The 14,547-nt window shown below is 32.6% G+C and carries 10 protein-coding genes and 3 pseudogenes; 8 read left to right on the top strand and 5 right to left on the bottom strand.

What is annotated here, in order from left to right:
• Window positions 1–115: 115 nt before the first annotated feature.
• The 5 genes and pseudogenes from AC1DCD_RS01580 to AC1DCD_RS01600 all read left to right on the top strand — a co-directional run bounded on the left by AC1DCD_RS01580 (window position 116) and on the right by AC1DCD_RS01600 (window position 5,740).
• A pseudogene (locus AC1DCD_RS01580) lies at window positions 116–322 on the top strand (helix-turn-helix domain-containing protein).
• A pseudogene (locus AC1DCD_RS01585) lies at window positions 315–1,274 on the top strand (BRO family protein). Before AC1DCD_RS01580 ends, AC1DCD_RS01585 begins: the two co-directional pseudogenes overlap by 8 nt.
• A gap of 13 nt (window positions 1,275–1,287) precedes the next feature.
• Window positions 1,288–1,946: pseudogene (locus tag AC1DCD_RS01590) on the top strand (DUF7149 domain-containing protein); the annotation flags it as partial.
• A 6-nt stretch (window positions 1,947–1,952) separates the two neighbouring features.
• Complete coding sequence (locus AC1DCD_RS01595) at window positions 1,953–4,937, top strand: type IIG restriction enzyme/methyltransferase (RefSeq protein WP_464639823.1); 2,985 nt, start codon at window positions 1,953–1,955, stop codon at window positions 4,935–4,937.
• Between the two features lie 8 nt (window positions 4,938–4,945).
• On the top strand, window positions 4,946–5,740 hold the full coding sequence (locus tag AC1DCD_RS01600; protein WP_464639821.1) for a DUF2971 domain-containing protein: 795 nt from the start codon (window positions 4,946–4,948) through the stop codon (window positions 5,738–5,740).
• A 254-nt stretch (window positions 5,741–5,994) separates the two neighbouring features.
• Here AC1DCD_RS01600 and holA read toward each other — a convergent pair whose 3' ends face one another.
• From holA to AC1DCD_RS01625, 5 genes are all read right to left on the bottom strand, one after another.
• Complete coding sequence (gene holA / locus AC1DCD_RS01605; protein ID WP_353586779.1) at window positions 5,995–7,023, bottom strand: DNA polymerase III subunit delta; 1,029 nt, start codon at window positions 7,021–7,023, stop codon at window positions 5,995–5,997.
• A gap of 173 nt (window positions 7,024–7,196) precedes the next feature.
• Complete coding sequence (gene rny / locus AC1DCD_RS01610) at window positions 7,197–8,738, bottom strand: ribonuclease Y (RefSeq protein WP_464639819.1); 1,542 nt, start codon at window positions 8,736–8,738, stop codon at window positions 7,197–7,199.
• Window positions 8,739–8,775: 37 nt separating this feature from the next.
• Entirely contained in the window at window positions 8,776–9,069 is a 294-nt protein-coding gene (locus AC1DCD_RS01615; RefSeq protein ID WP_008451116.1) for a cell division protein ZapA, read from the bottom strand.
• 36 nt (window positions 9,070–9,105) lie between these two features.
• Window positions 9,106–9,399 (bottom strand): hypothetical protein, encoded by a 294-nt coding sequence (locus AC1DCD_RS01620; RefSeq protein WP_019036560.1) that lies wholly within the window; start codon window positions 9,397–9,399, stop codon window positions 9,106–9,108.
• A 75-nt stretch (window positions 9,400–9,474) separates the two neighbouring features.
• Window positions 9,475–10,107, bottom strand: coding sequence for a hypothetical protein (locus tag AC1DCD_RS01625; protein ID WP_060933000.1), 633 nt, complete (start codon window positions 10,105–10,107; stop codon window positions 9,475–9,477).
• A gap of 290 nt (window positions 10,108–10,397) precedes the next feature.
• Here AC1DCD_RS01625 and rfbA point away from each other — a divergent pair, with 290 nt between their 5' ends.
• Genes rfbA through AC1DCD_RS01640 form a run of 3 tightly spaced genes read left to right on the top strand, consistent with a single transcriptional unit; the run spans window position 10,398 to window position 14,222 of the window.
• Window positions 10,398–11,276, top strand: a complete 879-nt coding sequence (gene rfbA / locus AC1DCD_RS01630) for a glucose-1-phosphate thymidylyltransferase RfbA (RefSeq protein ID WP_464639816.1) — start codon at window positions 10,398–10,400, stop codon at window positions 11,274–11,276.
• Window positions 11,277–11,307: 31 nt separating this feature from the next.
• The gene (locus AC1DCD_RS01635) at window positions 11,308–13,806 is read left to right on the top strand and encodes a GumC family protein (RefSeq protein WP_464639814.1); all 2,499 of its coding nucleotides are present in this window, start codon (window positions 11,308–11,310) and stop codon (window positions 13,804–13,806) included.
• A 5-nt stretch (window positions 13,807–13,811) separates the two neighbouring features.
• Complete coding sequence (locus AC1DCD_RS01640; protein WP_008451041.1) at window positions 13,812–14,222, top strand: BT0820 family HAD-type phosphatase; 411 nt, start codon at window positions 13,812–13,814, stop codon at window positions 14,220–14,222.
• The last annotated feature ends 325 nt before the right edge of the window (window positions 14,223–14,547 follow it).

The following is a 14,547-nucleotide window of genomic DNA, read 5'->3' on the forward strand; positions in this document are numbered from 1 at the left end:
AACGTTTGAATTGCTGAGAACACCAGTGTATATCGGTAGTTAAGGAGGATTCTATCCTGCAAAATGAGCTATAGGTCGAATATTTACTATATTTGCAAACAATCATATAATATTTATGGAAAGTCCAACTAATAGAATTAAAGAGGTACTTATCGAGAAAGGGATTAAGCAAACATGGCTTGCATAGAAACTCGGTAAGAGTTTCACTATTGTGAACTCCTACGTTTGCAATCGTCGTCAGCCAAGCCTAGAATTGCTATTTCAGATAGCAGAGATTTTACAAATCAATCCAAAAGAATTGATTAACACCCCAGATGAGTAACTTTATTATGGCAGAGCATAAAACATCTATCCGCTTTTTCAACGACCGTGAAGTAAGGGCAGTATGGGACGACGACCATAATAAATGGTGGTTCTCAGTGCTGGACATCATTGCTGCGATTAACGAGCAAGATGATTACCAAAAGACGAGGAACTATTGGAAGTATCTCAAAACAAAGTTGAAGAAGGAGAATAACGAACTGGTTAGTGCTACTAAGCAACTAAAGCTAAAAGCCTCTGATGGGAAACAACGATTGACAGATACGTTAGATAGTGAGGGAGTAATCTTGTTGGCAAAGGCAATACCCAATGTCAAGGCAATGGGATTTCTTGATTGGTTTACTTACAGCGACAATACCATTGATGGGCAGAGTAAGAAGAAATCCTACCAACTCTTTGAGAGTGGACTCTTGAAAACAGCAGAGCCTGGTAATATCAAATGTCTGCAACAGATACACGCTTATCTCTTTGGAGGATTGTATGACTTTGCAGGACAAATCCGAACTAAGAATATTTCAAAAGGAGGATTCACTTTCGCTAATTGTATGCACTTCCCTGAAACCCTGCAAACAATAGAGCGAATGCCCGAAACTACCTTTGATTAGATTATGGACAAATATATTGAAATGAAAATTCGTGCAAACGAGTACCATGTGAACTCGTTCACTAATGGTAGAGTGCAGCCGAATTTACGCAATGTTGCCCATCCATTTATGGAGGGTAATGGTCGTAACACTCGCATTTGGCTTGACCTCATGCTAAAGCGTTCTCTCAAACGGTGTGTGGATTGGAGCCAAATAGACAAAAACGAATACCTTACCGCAATGCGTGAGAGTATTTCTGATAGCACGTACATCAAAGCCTTGGTACAACCTGCCCTCACTACAAAGATTGATGACCGAGAAATGTTTATGAAGGGCATTGACTATTCGTACTATTATGAACAAGAATAAGAAATAATTAGTTATGGCACAACTAACGATAAAACAATCGATAAATAAAATTTATTATCAACAACCTGTAGTTAAGGAAGATATATTGAAGTTTAAAACAGCATTATCTGAATTCTATCACAAAATATTAGATAAACAGATAGAAGGGAACCAAGAAACTCACTTACGTGATTTTCTTAAATCCACATTCTATAAAGATTATGAAATTAACAAGCCTGAAGACAATAATATTGATTGGGCAATTCATCTAGGGAACAGAGAATCCTCCAATATCGGAGTTATTATCGAAGCAAAGCGAACTGCAAATCAATCTGAGATGATATCAACAACTGATTTAAACAGAAAAGCTCTACATGAACTTATTTTATATTTTCTTATCGAAAGAGTTGAAAAGAAAAATGATGATATAAGAAATCTTATCGCAACAAATATGCGGGAGTTCTTTTCTTCGATGGTCAATTGTTTGAACAATTATTTTATAAGAACAAATCTTTTCTAAAAGAATTCAAAAAGTTCAGAGATGGGGTAAAGACAGATAAATCGACCTCTCATTTTTATAATGAAATAGCTTACCCATATGTAGCAACTATTTTAGAGAATATTGATTATACATATTTTAATTTAGATTCATTTGCCAAATCCTTTGATGATGAAAAAAAATTAAAAGAAATAATTCCATTGTACAAAGTATTCAGCAATATTCATATCCTGAAACTGCCTCATACAAATGATAGCAACACCTTAAATAAATCGTTCTATACAGAACTCCTACATATCATTGGCATTGAAGAAGTAACAGTATCAAGTAAGCGTTTTATTAAACGCAAAAGAAACAATCGTTATGCTGCTTCATTATTAGAAAATGTTATTAACAAGTTAAAAACAGACGATAGTCTCAGTGTCTATAATGAAAAAGAATTGAAAGCTTTTGGTTTAGATACGGATGAACAGGAGTTTAATGTTGCATTACAGCTTTGTATCACATGGATAAATCGTATTTTATTCTTAAAATTATTAGAGTCTCAACTCATAAATTATAACAATGGAGATAAGAATTATCGATTTCTAACCATAGACAAAATAACAGACTTTGACGAGCTACATCGATTATTCTTTCAAGTTTTAGCTGTTGATTACGAGAAGCGAACTACGGATGTCAATAATGATTATCCCAATGTGCCATACCTCAATAGCTCATTATTTGAGATAAGTGAATTGGAACAAAAAACTATCAAAATAAGTGGTCTTTCACAAAAAGAGAAACTTCCAATTTTATCGAATAGCATTCTTAAAAAACAAGAGAAATATAGAAATGTTTCTGCACTTTCAACTATCGAGTATTTGTTTCTGTTCCTGGACTCCTACAATTTTGGAAGTGATAAAGCCGATGAAATAACTGAGGACAATAAGACTTTAATCAGCGCATCAGTGTTGGGACTCATCTTTGAGAAAATCAATGGTCATAAAGATGGGGCTGTATTTACACCTGGCTACATAACGATGTATATGTGTCAGCAATCTATAAGAAATGCCATCGTTCAGAAGTTTAACGATACATTTGAATGGAATTGCAGTTCTATCAAAGATATATACAACAAAGATTTAGATATTGTAAAAGCAAATGAGATTATTGACAGCATCAAGGTTTGTGATCCTGCTGTAGGATCAGGACATTTCCTCGTTTCCGCCCTCAATGAAATTATCTTAATAAAATTCGAGTTGGGAATATTGGTAGATGCTAATGGTAAAAGAATAAAGAAACAGGATTACACTTTTACCATTGAAAATGACGAGTTGTTAGTGAGTGATGCTGAAAACGAGAATCTTTTTGAGTATCATCCAAAGCAAGTTGAGAGCCAGAGAATTCAAGAAACTTTATTCAATGAGAAGAAAAAGATAATCGAGAACTGTCTCTATGGCGTAGACATCAATCCAAACTCCGTGAATATCTGTAGACTTCGTCTGTGGATAGAACTATTAAAGAATTCTTATTACACTGCTTCAAGCGATTATAAACATTTGGAGACATTGCCTAATATTGATATCAATATCAAATGCGGTAATTCTCTATTAATGAAACATACGTTAGCTGATAATATTAATCAAGTTTTAGCTAACACGACTCTGACTGTCAAGAAATACAAAGATGATGTAAAGGCATACAAAGCGACATCAGATAAAGCCAACAAAAAGGAAATTGAACATGATATTCAAATTATAAAATCGCAAATAACTTCTGGACTCAGCAGCAAAAGTCCTGTTTATAAAGAATGGGCAAAAGCCAACTTAGAATTACTAACTTTAGAAAATGATGCGTTTGAAAGCACGGACACAAGATTCTTGAGCAGAGTTGAGGCAAAAAGGAAGAATGTAAAAAAACTCAAAGAGAAAGTAGATGACTTAAAAGAAAATTCGCTCTTCAGAGATGCTTTTGAATGGCGTTATGAATTTCCTGAAGTCTTAGATGCAACTGGTAGATTTGAAGGCTTCGACTGCATTATTGGTAATCCTCCTTACGGCGTTTCATTCAAGAATGACCTTCGCACAAAAATAGTGGGGCTGTGGGGACACCTGCCTGACTACGAAATATACTATTATTTTATAGAATTAGCACGACAAATTCTAAAACCCCATGGTACTCTTGGATATATCGTCCCGAATACTTGGCTCTTTAATATGAATGCGAGTATGTTTAGGAACACTGTACTCAATCATTGGAAAATAATAGAGATCTTAGATTGCTCACAGTTCAACATCTTTGAGTCCGTAACCGTACGCAATACAGTCTTCAATATGCAGTTGTCAGACACTGGCAGTGATGTAATTGGGTTTAGAAATACAAGCAACGCAGACAAATTCTCAGAACTTATTAATGAAGAACTTGAAATCATAGCCAAGGAAAAACTTTTAGGTTTAAATCAAAATTGGGGATTGGCTTTTTCTCGCTCAGAAGAGATTATAGAATTAGTTGAAAAAATAAAAAGTTCACATTCATGTTTAATCAACTTATTTCCAGATATAAGTCAGGGACTAATTGCATATGACAAATACAGAGGGCAAAGTAAAAAAATAATAGAAAATAGAGCATACCATTATAGTGAGTATAAAGAAGGACTAAAAAGATGGCTCTGGGGGGAGGACATAACACGATATGGCATCAAATGGAATGGTAAAGAATATATAGATTACTGCGATGGAATTGCCAATCCCCGAGAGCCAAAGTTCTTCGTGGGGCGTAGATTATTGGTTAGAGAGATTACTAATCCATCTATCTACGCTACTATTGTGAATGAAGAGTATTATAATGATCCTGCCATATTAATAGTATTAGAGAGCGAGTTATATTCATTGAAAGTTTTGTGTGCTATATTAAATTCAAATTTAGCCACATTCTACCATTTCAACCACTCACCTAAGGCAACAAAGGGAGCTTTTCCTAAAATCCTTATTGCAGACTTAAAGAATTTTCCGCTGCCAGAGATTTCTGAAAAAGCTAAGACTGACTTAGAAAAAATGGTAGACGAGATAGCAGTAGAGAAGGAAGCAAACAATCAAAAACGTGTAGAGGAACTTGACGAGAAGATTGACAACTTTGTGCTTAAACTATATCATATTACGGACAATAATGAAATAGAGATGATAAAATCATCTATCAAAATTTAAAACCAAATATGAAAATCTACCATTATACAACAATAGAAACATTAGCCCTGATTCTAAAGAATAGAACCATACGCTTTAATCGACTTGATAAGGTTGACGATATGGAAGAAGCAATGTATGGCTCTGGGGATTCTAATATAATGTTAGGGCAATACTGTTTTGTTTCGTGCTGGACAAAAGATGATAAAGAGAACCTTGCGCTATGGAAAATGTATACCAACTATAAAGGTGTACGAATAGGACTTGACGAAGATATATTTGTCAAATATAGAGTCAACGACACTTTCTATAGTTATTTCAAGGAATGGAACCATATAGAGGGTGATTGTGTATTTATGCTACCAAATAATGAAGCCAAATTACAAGAAATTCACTATGTTACTGATAATAAGTCATTAATAAGCAATTTAATAAAAAAAGAAGGAGATGGAATCTCCATAAACACAAAAGATATGGGATGTATTAAGCGAGATTCATGGGCATTTCAAAACGAATATAGATTTAGGCTGATAGCCCAACCTTTAAACCCTAAATTGATGGACATCAATGAAATGTCTAACCTGTTTAATTCTCTAAAGCATTTAATGGATGTCATTACAAAATCACTAGCACAAAATTACAAGGTTCATACAGAATATGTAGATTTACCCATGAAGCTTGAAGCACTAGATAATATTGAGATTATGTTGGGCCCAACAACCTCATTAGCTGACAAATTTATTGTAGAAACTCTTTTAAGAGATTTTTCTAATACGAAAATTATAGATAGTTATTTTAAGGGTAAGATAAAGGATAAATATTAAATTTCTTTTGGTTCAAATATTTGGCTTGCGGACTGATAACATCCAAGATGATTTCTAATCAATAGTACTCAAATTGAGGAAACTTATTTGTATCATGCAAATGTAAGTTACTGATATTCAACATATAACAATTTTGAGGAAGAAAAATAAAAATATAACCATGAGTGAAGATGTTTATTTTATCAGACAGTAATACTGAAGAATAAAAAACTTATATGTTATAGAATATGATAAAATATGATGGTGTTTTTTCCCTAATGTAAAATAAAAAAAATAAGTTCTTTCATGAGTTCATTAGGTCCTGTATTAGGGTTGTCTAAGCCTTTACTTTTAGCATCTATTTCACGTATCTTGCTAAGTATATCCATTGTTTTGCGAGCATTATAAGTTCGAAGCCCTATTAAATAATCTTTTACTCCCCACTTATTTTTTAGTCCTATTGCAGTAGCAATGTTTTCTTCTGTTTTGTTTCCTGGAAGATAATGAGTTATCATTAAATTTCGAAAATATGAAAATAAAATAGGAAGTACTGAATATAATGAACCTGCTTTAGGATTATTACTAAAATATTTAATAATTTGATTGGCTTTAAAAATATTTTTTTGAATTATGGCATTTCGCAGTTCAAAAGAGTTAAAGTCTTTACTTATACCTATTTCTCTTTCTACTATTTCAGGTGTTATGAGTAAGTTATCTTTATTGAGAGATATAATTACTTTATCTAATTCTGAAGTTAAACGGTTAAGATCAGATCCAACAGCATCTGCTATAATTTGTTTTGCCTTAGGATCAATTGCTACATTTTTTTTATTTAGATACTCTTGAATAAAGGTAGGTAACTGATAATCGCGTAGCTTTACGCTCTCAAAAACAACTCCTACAGAATTAGCTAACTTTACAATTTTTTTTCTATTATCTATAACGCCATTTTTATAGCACCATACTAATATAGTAGATTTTAAAATATTGCCACTAAGATATTTCTCTAAAGCATCTAACGACCTGATATTTTGAGCCTCTTTCACAATAACTACTTGGGTATCTGCCATTACAGGATAACGCTTTGCAATGTCTATTACTTGTGTACTTGAGACATCTGAACCAAAACAAATAGTTTGATTAAAATCTCGCATATCTTTCTCAAGAACATTGTTTGCAATAAAATCGGTTATCTTATCTATAAAATAAGATTCTTCTCCCATTAATAGATAGAAAGGAGCAAACTTTTTTGCTTTTAGATCTGAGATAATGCTCTGAAAAGTATGGTCTAATTTTGTCGGCATTATTTTTATTATCTTTGTATTATAATTAATGATATATTACACTCAATTATAATACAAAGATAATAGAATTTGTATGAAATACAAAATTCTTATTTTCTATTTAGAAAAATATATTTATATAAAAGATAAGAATTTTGTAAAGTAAAAACAAATATTGAAAAGCATCTTAACTGTTATTTGGCATAAGCTACAGAACGTGTTTCACGAATAACAGTTATTTTAACCTGCCCAGGATAAGTCATTTCGTTTTGTATTTTCTCAGCTATTTCTGAACTTAATTTTTCACTTTCAATATCGTCCATCTTATCAGCCCCAACAATAACTCTAAGCTCTCTACCTGCTTGTATAGCATAAGTTTTTGTTACTCCAGGGTAACTCATAGCAATAGCTTCAAGATCATTTAAACGCTTAATGTATGCTTCTACAATTTCACGACGAGCACCAGGACGTGCGCCTGATATAGCATCACATACTTGTACTATAGGTGCTAATAGGGTAGTCATTTCTATTTCATCGTGATGAGCAGCTATGGCATTGCAAACATCTGGTTTCTCCTTATATTTTTCAGCTATTTTACCACCATATAAAGCGTGTGGCAGATCAGTTTCTTCATCTGGCACTTTACCAATGTCATGAAGTAAACCTGCTCGTTTAGCCTTTTTAGGATTTAAACCTAACTCACTGGCCATTACAGCACAGAGGTTTGCTGTTTCGCGTGCATGCTGTAAAAGATTTTGCCCATATGAAGAGCGATATTTCATTTTACCGATAATACGTATTAGCTCCGGGTGAAGACCATGAATACCCAAATCTATAGCAGTGCGTTTTCCTGTCTCTATAATTTCGTTATCAAGCTGTTTTTTTACTTTAGCAACAACTTCTTCTATTCGAGCAGGGTGTATGCGTCCATCGGCAACTAATTGGTGAAGTGCTAATCGACATATTTCACGCCTTACTGGATCAAAAGCAGAAATAACAATAGCCTCAGGTGTGTCATCAACAACAATTTCTACTCCTGTAGCAGCTTCTAAAGCACGAATATTACGACCCTCACGACCAATAATACGTCCTTTTACCTCATCATTATCAATATGGAAAACACTAACTGAATTTTCTATGGCTGTTTCAGTGGCTATACGTTGAATAGTTTGTATAACTATTTTTTTTGCTTGTTGATTAGCATTTAGTTTAGCCTCATCTACTATTTCGTTTATATATGATGCTGCATCAAGTTTTGCTTGATCTTTTAAGCTTTCAACAAGTCTTCTTTTAGCCTCTTCTGCGCTTAAACCAGAAAGTTCTTCTAACTTTGCACGCTCTAGCCCTTGCATCTTTTCTAAATCTAACTGCTTTATTTGGAGTAATTTCTTCTCATTATCTATATGGACTTGTTGTTGTTCGACATCTTGTTTATGCCTGTTAATTTCCTCCTGACGTTGATTTAAAGATATTTCACGCTGTTTTAAGCGATTTTCGTTTTGTTGGATTTTTTGAGTTCGCTGTTGAACTTCAGTTTCTAATTCACTCTTTTTGTTAAGGAATTTCTCTTTAACCTCTAACAACTTTTTTTCTTTAATAACTTCAGCTTCTTTTTCTGCTTTATCAATAGTTTCATTATATTTTCCTATTAAGATATATCTAAAGAAAGCAAAGCCTCCTACGCAACCTATAATAAAACAGATTAATGCTATAATAGTAACTATTATTGGATTCATTTAATATTTTGTATGTTATAGAATTTATGTTAATGTTCTATTCAAGAGTTTCTTCTAATTCTGTGGTAAGTTTGCTTAATAATTTATCATAGGGAGCAGTATCGTTTCTATCTTCATTTTGTTTTAATTGTAATGCAACATCAAACATAACCATGTATAGAATTTCTTTATCTGTTTTTTTCCCTTTGAAGCGTGTGAAATATGTATTCATCATATCGTTAAGGAGTTTAGCTGCAGAACGATAATATTCCTCATCGTCTCGTGGACATCCCACAGGAAGCTCAGTGTCATAAATATGTAGTCGAATATGCAATTTGTTATTATCGTCCATATCTTGATAACTCTCTTTTTTACTTGTCGCTTAATTTTACTTGTCGCTTAATAATGTAATACACTTATTAATGTCTCTAATCAGCTTTGAAACACGCTTTTGTGCCACTTCTATATCTTTATCAGAAACTTCTATCATTCGTGCTATCTTTAAAGTTTGGTAATCAGACTGCGACTGAGCTAATTGTTTTTGCAATTTTAAGATTTCTTGATCCCGTTCATTAACCATATTGTATAGCTCGTTATTCTCCTTTTTTATAGAAAGATATTGTAGAATTAACTGGCGAACCCTAGTGGCAAATGTGTTCAAGATCTTTTCATTCGCATTCATCTGTTTACCTTTATTTATCTTTTTGTGGACAAAGTTACTTTAAAGTTTTTATTTAAGCAAATTATTCATGTTTATTTATTTATGCTGTTTATCCTCTTTTGGTTTAGGTTCTTTCTTTGCTAAAAGTACTATTTGGTAAATGAAATCTGTTGTCCATGCCTTAGAAAAGTTTAGGCGCTTATTATATTTACGTACAGATAGTACTGATTTAATAACGCTTGCATCTGAAAAATCATTCTTTTCAAAAATATCATTGACAGTCTTCTCTGTCATCGAATAAATAGCTCTTTTAAAAAAGCCTGGTATACGCAGCTTAAATTTCATTAAATTGCCAATAAGCATCATTAATTCTTGTGTATAACCTTGAAATTGTACAAGGTATACTTGAACATCTTGAAACTTCTTACAATTCTTTTTTATACTTTTATCAATTTCATTAAAGAAGTTATCATTTAGCTGATAAATATTTTTCATTGTTTTGCTTATACTCGCCTTCTCATTTAATCCTAATTTGTTGTTTGTTGTAGGTATATGAAAAGTTTGTTTATAAGTTCTTAGGTCTGGAAGCATAGCCAGATTAGTTATGCCTAAATGACAAGCTAATGATGCTTGAAAGTAAACTCTTACTAGCGTCATGTAATCTTCCATGCCTCCAATATGTGGCGAAGTTTCTTCCCCTTTCTTAAATAGTTTAAAAAAAAATCCCATTCTTTTTGTATATAATTTTATTAACAATAATATGTTTAATTAAAGTATTTCAGTATGCAAAGTTAATAAATTTGAGCAAGAAAATCTACAAGTAACCTTTTTTTCTTCTATAATCTTTTATTTCAAATATTATTTTATTACCTTTGCGAACATGTATGCTAACGGAAGAACTCCTTGGAGAAGTGTTAGGCTTGTAATGCTATAATAACGTTTTCATGTAGGGCTTTTGTGTAACAATATGATATAACCTTTTTTTAACGCATATTTAAGACAAACATCAAGTAAAATATATGAAAGGTATCGTTTTAGCTGGAGGTTCAGGAACTCGCCTCTATCCTATCACTAAAGGTATAAGTAAGCAGCTTATTCCTATTTTTGATAAACCTATGATTTATTATCCTATCTCAGTATTAATGTTAGCAGGAATTAGAGAAATTTTAATTATTTCTACACCTTTTGATTTACCTTATTTCAAACATTTGTTTGGTGATGGTAGTCAATATGGTGTTAGCTTTCAATATGCAGAGCAGCCTTCTCCTAATGGTTTAGCTCAAGCTTTTGTTATAGGTGAAGAGTTTATAGGTAAAGATAGTGTTTGCTTGGTATTAGGAGATAATATTTTTTATGGTGCAGGTTTCAGTCAGCTTCTTCGCAAAAGCGTTGAAAATGTAGAGCATAATAATATGGCTACTGTTTTTGGATATTATGTAAACGATCCTTATAGATATGGTGTAGCTGAATTTGACAAAGATGGAAAATGCTTAAGCATCGAAGAGAAACCAGAGAATCCAAAGAGCAATTATGCCGTTGTGGGTCTGTATTTTTATCCTAATAGTGTTATAGAAATAGCAAAGAAAATTAAGCCTTCAGAGCGTGGAGAATATGAAATAACGAGTATCAACCAAGAGTATTTATTGAAAAAGGCTTTAATGGTTCAAACTTTACAACGTGGATTTGCATGGCTTGATACAGGTACGCATAATAGTTTATATGAAGCAAGTACCTTTATAGAATGTATAGAGAAGCGTCAAGGTTTGAAAGTAGCATGCTTAGAAGAGATTTCATATAAAAAAGGATGGATAAATAGAGAGCAACTTTTAAAAGAGGCAGCTCCTATGGAAAAGAATGAATATGGTAAATATCTTATTCGTTTGGCTAATGAGAAATAAATAAAAAAGCATTGAAATAAATAAAAAAAACATGGAAGAGAATAAGACATTAGATAATAAAAGAGATTATAATGCTATAGAGGATAAAAGTTTGTTTAATATTCAGACTATTTATAGAGTAGTAATTTTAAATTGGTATTGGTTTGTTTTATCACTTATTATCTGTATAGGGTTAGCTAAAATATTTTTACGCTACACTACTCCTATGTATCAGATATCAGCTAAGTTGTTGGTAAAAGATGCTGATAATCATAGATCTTCATCAATAAAATATGCAAGTAATTTAGGTACTATTTCTAATTCTAATGGATTAGATAATGAGATGGAAATTTTAACATCGCGTTCACTTGCTAGTGCTGCAGTGCGCAATCTAAAATTATATACAACTTATACAACAGAGGGTAGAATAAAAGAATATAGTTTCTATAAAAACGAACCTATCACAGTAGATATTGATTCTGCTCATTTAGACAAATTGAATGCACCTATATCTTTAAATATTGCACGTAAGGGAAATTATTATAATATAACAGGTACGTATTATGAACCTATAGATGAGTTCTCTCATCGTGGTCCATTTAGTATTAATAGAAAAGTATCTACTTTGCCTATAACCCTTATTACCCGTGCAGGTAATATTACAATTACGTATAATGATAATCGCTCTTTACATGATGGTCAGTTTGAAAATGTTACCATAGTTTCTCCTAAAATGGCAGCAGCGAGATACACACGATCTTTACAAGTTGCTCAAGATGCAAAAGCATCATCTATAGCGCAGTTGCAAATAACAGATGCTATTCCTCAGCGTTCTATAGATTACCTAAAGCAGTTAATCGTAGAATACAATTTGCAGGCTAATGAAGACAAAAACACTATTGCTATACGTACAGAGCAATTTATTAATGATCGTTTAGATAAGATTAATGCTGAGCTTAGCAAGACAGAGGGAAAGTTGCAGAAATATAAACAAGAAAATGGTATGATTGCGCTTGAGGCTAGTTCGGCTAATTCTTTTCAAAATCAAAATGTATATGAACAGAAATTAGTTGATATTCAAACGCAGATAGAATTATTTAATACAATTTCTTCTGAGATAGAAAAGTCTTCACGAAATCTTACACAGGTTATTCCTTCTAATGTAGGATTGCAAGATGAAAGTTCTGCAAAGTTGATAGATCGTTATAATGAATTGGTATTAGAGCGTAATCGTTTATTAAAAAGTGCTTCTGAAAATTCACCTGTTATACAGCCATTGAGCGATCAGCTTAGAGTATTGAACCGAAACATTAGAGACGCCATAAGTGCAGCTAAAAGAAGTTTTTTAATTCAAAGAGATGCTCTTGCTGGTCAGTATAATAAATTCTCAGGCGAAGTGGCAGAAGCTCCTAAACAAGAAAAAGATTTAACGCAGATAGGTAGACAACAAGAAGTGAAATCAGGGCTTTTTCTTATGCTTTTACAGAAGCGTGAAGAAAATAATATATCTTTAGCAGCAACAGCAGATAAAGGAAAGTTGATAGACGATCCTGAGCTTGTGGGGCAGGTTAGTCCACAGTCTTCTGTTATTTTAGGTACAGCAGCTCTTATAGGATTATTGATTCCTTCTTTAATTTTGTTCTTAATAAGCTTATTACGCTATAAGATAGAAGGGCATGAAGACGTTACTCGTCTTACACGTATTCCTATTTTAGCTGATGTTGCAATAGCAAGTAATAAGGCAAAGGGTAAAGCAGATATAGTAGTGCATGAAAATCAAAATAATCAGATGGAAGAGATTTTTCGTGCAATGCGTACAAATTTGCAGTTTATGTTGCAGGAAGATGAGAAAGTTATTTTATTTACATCTTCCACATCGGGTGAAGGTAAAACCTTTATAGCTTCTAATTTGGCTATGAGCTTTGCCCTATTGGGAAAGAAGGTCATTCTTGTTGGTCTTGATATTCGTCGTCCTCGATTGGCAGAGCTGTTTAAAATAAGCGATCATAAACATGGTATAACTAATTTATTGGTGAAAAATAACCAAACTTTAGAAAGTATTTATGACCAGATATTGCCCTCTGGAGTGCATCCAAATTTAGAGTTATTAATGTCAGGACCAATACCTCCTAACCCTACAGAGCTTACGGCACGTCAGTCTTTAGAAGATATATTTAAGATATTGAGAGAAAATTATGATTATATTATTGTAGATACAGCTCCTGTAGGGTTGGTAACAGACACTTTACAAATAGCTCGAGTAGCTGATGCTACTGTTTACTTATGTCGTGCAGACTATACTCCTAAAGCTACTTTTGGCATGGTTAATAGCTTTGCTGTAGAAAAGAAGTTGCCTAAGATGTCGCTTGTTATTAATGGCATTGATATGTCTAAAAAGAAGTATGGTTATGAATATGGCTATGGCAAATATGGTAAATATGGGCGTTATGGTAAATATGGCTATTACAACTCTAATAAGCAGTATGGTGGATATGGAAGTTATAATAATAGCCATTATGGCAATAAGAATGACAATTCTATAAAGAAATAGCAAAAATGGTTATAGCAATAGATTTTGATGGAACAATAGTAGAACATAAATATCCTAAAATAGGGGAGGAAATACCTTTTGCTATAGACACTCTTAAAGAGCTAATCAATGATGGTCATCGCCTTATTTTGTGGACTGTTAGAGAAGGAATATTGTTAGAAGATGCTGTAAACTGGTGTCGTGATAGAGGAATAGAGTTTTATGCAGTCAATAAAGATTATCCTGAAGAGGAAAAGCATAAAAACAATCATTTCTCTCGTAAGATAAAAGCAGATATGTTTATAGATGATAGAAACTTTGGAGGCTTACCAGACTGGGGCACTATATACAATATGATTAAAAATAACGAAACGTGGCAATCAAGTCAAGATAAATATTATAATCCACCTAAAAAGAAGCATTGGTGGCAAATATAAGCTAAAATATTAATACCAAAAGGTGGTTCATGTTATCAAATAACCCTTATATGTTGTTAAACGTATAAGGGTTATTTCGTATTTATAGTAGGTAAGTAAAACTTAAAAGCACATATCACTTAGCTCATAAAAATAAGAACGGGATATTTAACATATAAAAGTTTAATGTAGTATATATGTTTTTTACTGTTTGGTTTTTACTATTAAAGGTATACATATAAGATAGTAAAAAAGCATTTATAGCTATGGTAAAAATCAACTAACACACTTAAAAATAATCTATTTTTGGTGGAAAAATAGATTAAAAATAACTCAAAAATAAATT

This window comes from Prevotella sp. C0209C1 (assembly GCF_056583855.1).

Bases quoted from the DNA above. Each gene is read 5' to 3' on its own strand.
- AC1DCD_RS01600 (WP_464639821.1), top strand. From the start codon at position 4,946: ATGAAAATCTACCATTATACAACAATAGAAACATTAGCCCTGATTCTA.
- holA (WP_353586779.1), bottom strand. From the start codon at position 7,023: ATGCCGACAAAATTAGACCATACTTTTCAGAGCATTATCTCAGATCTA.
- rny (WP_464639819.1), bottom strand. From the start codon at position 8,738: ATGAATCCAATAATAGTTACTATTATAGCATTAATCTGTTTTATTATA.
- AC1DCD_RS01615 (WP_008451116.1), bottom strand. From the start codon at position 9,069: ATGGACGATAATAACAAATTGCATATTCGACTACATATTTATGACACT.
- AC1DCD_RS01620 (WP_019036560.1), bottom strand. From the start codon at position 9,399: ATGAATGCGAATGAAAAGATCTTGAACACATTTGCCACTAGGGTTCGC.
- AC1DCD_RS01625 (WP_060933000.1), bottom strand. From the start codon at position 10,107: ATGGGATTTTTTTTTAAACTATTTAAGAAAGGGGAAGAAACTTCGCCA.
- rfbA (WP_464639816.1), top strand. From the start codon at position 10,398: ATGAAAGGTATCGTTTTAGCTGGAGGTTCAGGAACTCGCCTCTATCCT.
- AC1DCD_RS01635 (WP_464639814.1), top strand. From the start codon at position 11,308: ATGGAAGAGAATAAGACATTAGATAATAAAAGAGATTATAATGCTATA.
- AC1DCD_RS01640 (WP_008451041.1), top strand. From the start codon at position 13,812: ATGGTTATAGCAATAGATTTTGATGGAACAATAGTAGAACATAAATAT.